Origin of the sequence: Streptomyces durbertensis (assembly GCF_014156695.1) — a bacterium.
In the GTDB taxonomy this organism is placed as follows: Bacteria; Actinomycetota; Actinomycetes; order Streptomycetales; family Streptomycetaceae; genus Streptomyces; species Streptomyces durbertensis.
This window is the reverse complement of the sequence record NZ_WMLF01000472.1, coordinates 1-4,054: the sequence shown is the minus strand read 5'-3', so window position 1 is coordinate 4,054 and position 4,054 is coordinate 1. Positions and strand designations below refer to the sequence as shown.

The following is a 4,054-nucleotide window of genomic DNA, read 5'->3' as shown; positions in this document are numbered from 1 at the left end:
GGGCGGAGCAAGGGGGGCGCACACGCCATCTGGCATTGTTTTCAGCCAACTTGCGGCCGTGATACACAACTTCCTGAGCAGCCACGTGCCGTTGGTACCACGGCACCGGGTCGCGCATTTCGGACATCTGCCCCATCGCGGGGATCCCTGAAACCCGAGACGCCCTTCCCAGCCAGGTGCGCGACTGCCACTCTTCGTGATCGAATGCTTTACGCCAAGTTGCCTTGTCGACTTAGCGGCGGGAGCTGAAGTTGTCCCGACACGCCTACGCGACACAGTAGATTCGATCTTGGCAGAACCACGGCGGGGGAAACCGTGCAGGACCGAGAGGAAGCGACCACTTGAGGGGGGCTTAGAGATATGAGCCAGGACCCAGCGCACGGCCCCGCGACCATGAGGAAGCTCGCCACCAGAAGGCGCCGCGAGATCGTGGCCGTGCTGCTGTTCGGCGGAGGCCCGATATTCGAGAGTTCCATCCCGTTGTCCGTCTTCGGCATCGACCGCCAGGACGCAGGGGTGCCGCGCTACCGGCTGCTGGTGTGCGCGGGCGAGGACGGGCCGCTGCGCACCACCGGGGGACTAGAACTGACCGCACCGCACGGGCTGGACGCGGTCGGTCGCGCGGGCACGATCGTCGTGCCCGCCTGGCGCTCCATCACGCAGCCGCCACCGGCGGCGGCGTTGGAGGCGCTACGCCGCGCCCACCAGGAAGGCGCGCGCATCATGGGGCTGTGCACCGGCGCGTTTGTCCTGGCGGCCGCAGGCCTGCTGGACGGCCGACCGGCCACGACCCACTGGATGTACGCGCCCACACTCGCCAAGCGCTACCCGGCGGTCCACGTGGACCCGCGGGAGCTGTACGTCGACGACGGCGACATCCTGACCTCGGCGGGAACGGCCGCCGGCATCGACCTGTGCCTGCACGTCGTGCGCACCGACCACGGCGCCGAAGCCGCCGGAGCACTGGCCAGACGCCTTGTCGTGCCACCCCGCCGCGCGGCGGGCACGGACATGGCCCAGCTCCACCGGCTGGACAGGTCTTTACCAGAGGAGATCGGCACCGACCCGCTCGCCGAGGTCGTCGCATGGGCGCTCGAGCACCTGCACGAGCAGTTCGACGTGGAGACGCTCGCCGCCCGCGCCTACATGAGCCGCCGCACGTTCGACCGGCGGTTCCGCACCCTGACCGGCAGCGCGCCGCTGCAGTGGCTGATCACCCAACGGGTGCTCCAGGCGCAGCGGCTGCTGGAGACGACCGACTACAGCGTCGACGAGGTGGCCGCCCGCTGCGGCTTCCGCTCGCCGGTGGCGCTGCGCGGTCACTTCCGGCGGCAGTTGGGCGCCTCCCCGGCCGCCTACCGCGCGGCCTACCGGGTGCGGAGGCCGGGCTCCGGTGGAGCGGGCGGCGGCCAGGGCGGCCCACCGGGCCAGGGCGGGCCGGGCGGCCACGGCGGTCCCGGCGGTCCCGGCGGCCACAGTGGTCCCGGCGGGCACGGCGGCATGGGCGGCGCGTCCGGTGCCGGCGGTCCGGGTCACGACCGGGGCGACGGCATGCCGCAGCCCTCCGAGTACCGGGTGCCGCCGGCGCGGTCCGAGCCGGCGAGCGTCTTCGGCCACGGGCTGGTCACCGCCTCGGTGAGCGAGCACGGCAGAGCGGGTGAGCACGGCAGAGCCGACGGCGAGCTGTACGCCACCCGGCTGCCCGGCCAGCGCGGCAGGGGCTGACCCGTCCGGTGCCCCGCTTCGCGCGGGGCGCCGGACCCGCCCCACCCGGCGACCGTCGACGGCCGCCCCCGCGTAGGCTGGCTCGCATGAACGATCGTTTGGTGTGGATCGACTGCGAGATGACCGGGCTCTCACTGTCCGACGACGCGCTCATCGAGGTGGCCGCCCTGGTCACGGACTCGGAGCTGAACATCCTCGGCGACGGGGTCGACGTCGTCATCCGGCCCCCGGCCGCCGCGCTGGAGAACATGCCCGACATCGTCCGCGAGATGCACACCGCGTCCGGCCTGCTCGACGAACTCGACGGCGGCACGACCCTCGCCGACGCCGAGGCGCAGGTGCTCAACTACGTCCGGGAGCACGTGCCCGAGGCCGGCCGGGCCCCGCTGTGCGGCAACTCGGTCTCCACCGACCGGGGCTTCCTCGCCCGTGACATGGGCGCGCTGGAGAACCACCTCCACTACCGCATCGTCGACGTCTCCTCCGTCAAGGAGCTGGCCCGCCGCTGGTACCCGAGGGCCTACTTCAACAGCCCCGAGAAGTCCGGCAACCACCGTGCGCTGGCCGACATCCGGGAGTCCATCGCCGAGCTGCGCTACTACCGCGAGGCGGTCTTCGTACCCCAGCCGGGCCCGGACTCCGACACCGCCAGGGCGATCGCCGCCCGGCACGTCGTCCCGCCGGCGCCCGGCGCGCCGGCCGGCACCGCGAGCCCGGCGGAACCCACCGCCTGACCGCCGCCCGACACGCCGGAGGCCCCGGCCCGCCGGGCCCGTTCCGGCCCGCCGGAAAGGCGTGCGCGAGCACCCTCGCAAACCCTGTACACTCATATCGGCCGGTGCGGGAAACACCACTCCACACCGGGCATGGTGGGCGTAGCTCAGTTGGTAGAGCACCTGGTTGTGGTCCAGGATGTCGCGGGTTCAAGTCCCGTCGTTCACCCTCGCTGATGAAGGCCCCGACCCGGGCAGACCCGGGTCGGGGCCTTTGTCGTGCGCCCGGGCGGGGCGCTGATCCTGGACAGCGGGGCAACTCGTCGGTAGCTTTCGCTGAGCAAGCGCTTAGCCCGGCACTCGACGGGCGAGGCCGGGCGGGCCGGACGAGGCCGGACAGGGAGGACGTCATGCGGCGTACGGTGTACAACGAGGATCACGAGGCGTTCCGGCAGACGATCCGCGAGTTCATCGCCGAAGAGGTCGTGCCCTACTACCACGAGTGGGAGCAGCAGGGCTTCGTCCCGCGCGAGCTGTACCGCAAGCTCGGCGAGTTGGGCGTGTTCGGCATCGAGGTGCCGGAGGAGTACGGCGGCGCCGGCGAGACGAGCTTCAAGTTCTACGCCGTCATCACCGAGGAGTGCGCCCGGGCGGGCGTGAGCTTCGGCGGGTCGAGCGTGCACACCGCGCTGTGCCTGCCGTACCTGCTGGCGTACGCGGACGAGGAGCAGAAGCGCCGCTGGCTGCCGCCGTTCGTCTCGGGCGAGATGATGACCGCCATCGCGATGACCGAGCCGGGCACCGGCTCCGACCTCGCCGGCATGCAGACCACCGCGAAGCTGTCCGAGGACGGCACCCACTACGTGCTCAACGGCGCCAAGACGTTCATCACCGGCGGCGTGCAGGCCGACCGGGTGCTGGTCTGCGCCCGCACCTCGCCGGCGACGCCGGAGAACCGCCGCGGCGGCATCTCGATCCTCGTGGTCGACGCCCGCAGCGAGGGCTACACGGTGGGTCGGACGCTGGACAAGCTGGGCCTGAAGACCTCCGACACGGCCGAACTCTCCTTCAACGACGTGAAGGTGCCGGTTCAGGACCTGCTCGGCGAGGAGGGCCGGGGTTTCGAGTACCTGACCCACAACCTGCCGCAGGAGCGGCTGGGCATCGCGGTCGGCGCCTACGCGCAGGCCGCCGCCGCGGTCCGGTTCGCGCACGAGTACGTGCGCGAGCGGACGGTCTTCGGGCAGCCGGTGGCCGCGTTCCAGAACACGAAGTTCGTGCTGGCGGACTGCAAGGCGGACGTGGACGCGATGGAGGCCGTGGTCGACCGGGCGCTGGAGGCGCACGAGCACGGCGGGCTGGGCGCGGCCGACGCGGCCTCCGCGAAGCTCTTCACCACCGAGACCGCCGCCCGTGTCATCGACAAGTGCCTCCAGTTGCACGGCGGTTACGGCTACATGCGGGAGTACCCGATCGCCCGGCTCTACGCCGACACGCGGGTGTCGCGGATCTACGGCGGCACCAGCGAGGTCATGCGCTCGATCATCGCGAAGTCGATGGGGCTCTGACCCCTCCCGCGCGCGGGCGCGCGGCGATCCCCTCACCCCGCTCACCAC

General features: G+C 71.7%; 3 protein-coding genes and 1 tRNA gene. All 4 read left to right on the top strand.

The features are described from left to right. Positions 1–360: 360 nt before the first annotated feature. The 4 genes from GL263_RS22860 to GL263_RS22845 all read left to right on the top strand — a co-directional run bounded on the left by GL263_RS22860 (position 361) and on the right by GL263_RS22845 (position 4,006). Positions 361–1,725 carry a helix-turn-helix domain-containing protein gene (locus GL263_RS22860; protein WP_182857638.1) on the top strand — a complete coding sequence of 455 codons (1,365 nt, stop codon included), beginning with the start codon at positions 361–363 and terminating at the stop codon, positions 1,723–1,725. An 86-nt stretch (positions 1,726–1,811) separates the two neighbouring features. Then, positions 1,812–2,459 carry an oligoribonuclease gene (orn, locus tag GL263_RS22855; RefSeq protein WP_182857637.1) on the top strand — a complete coding sequence of 216 codons (648 nt, stop codon included), beginning with the start codon at positions 1,812–1,814 and terminating at the stop codon, positions 2,457–2,459. 135 nt (positions 2,460–2,594) lie between these two features. Continuing rightward, positions 2,595–2,667: transfer RNA gene (locus GL263_RS22850), tRNA-His, on the top strand. Between the two features lie 181 nt (positions 2,668–2,848). Beyond that, complete coding sequence (locus tag GL263_RS22845) at positions 2,849–4,006, top strand: acyl-CoA dehydrogenase family protein (protein WP_182857636.1); 1,158 nt, start codon at positions 2,849–2,851, stop codon at positions 4,004–4,006. Positions 4,007–4,054 lie beyond the last annotated feature (48 nt).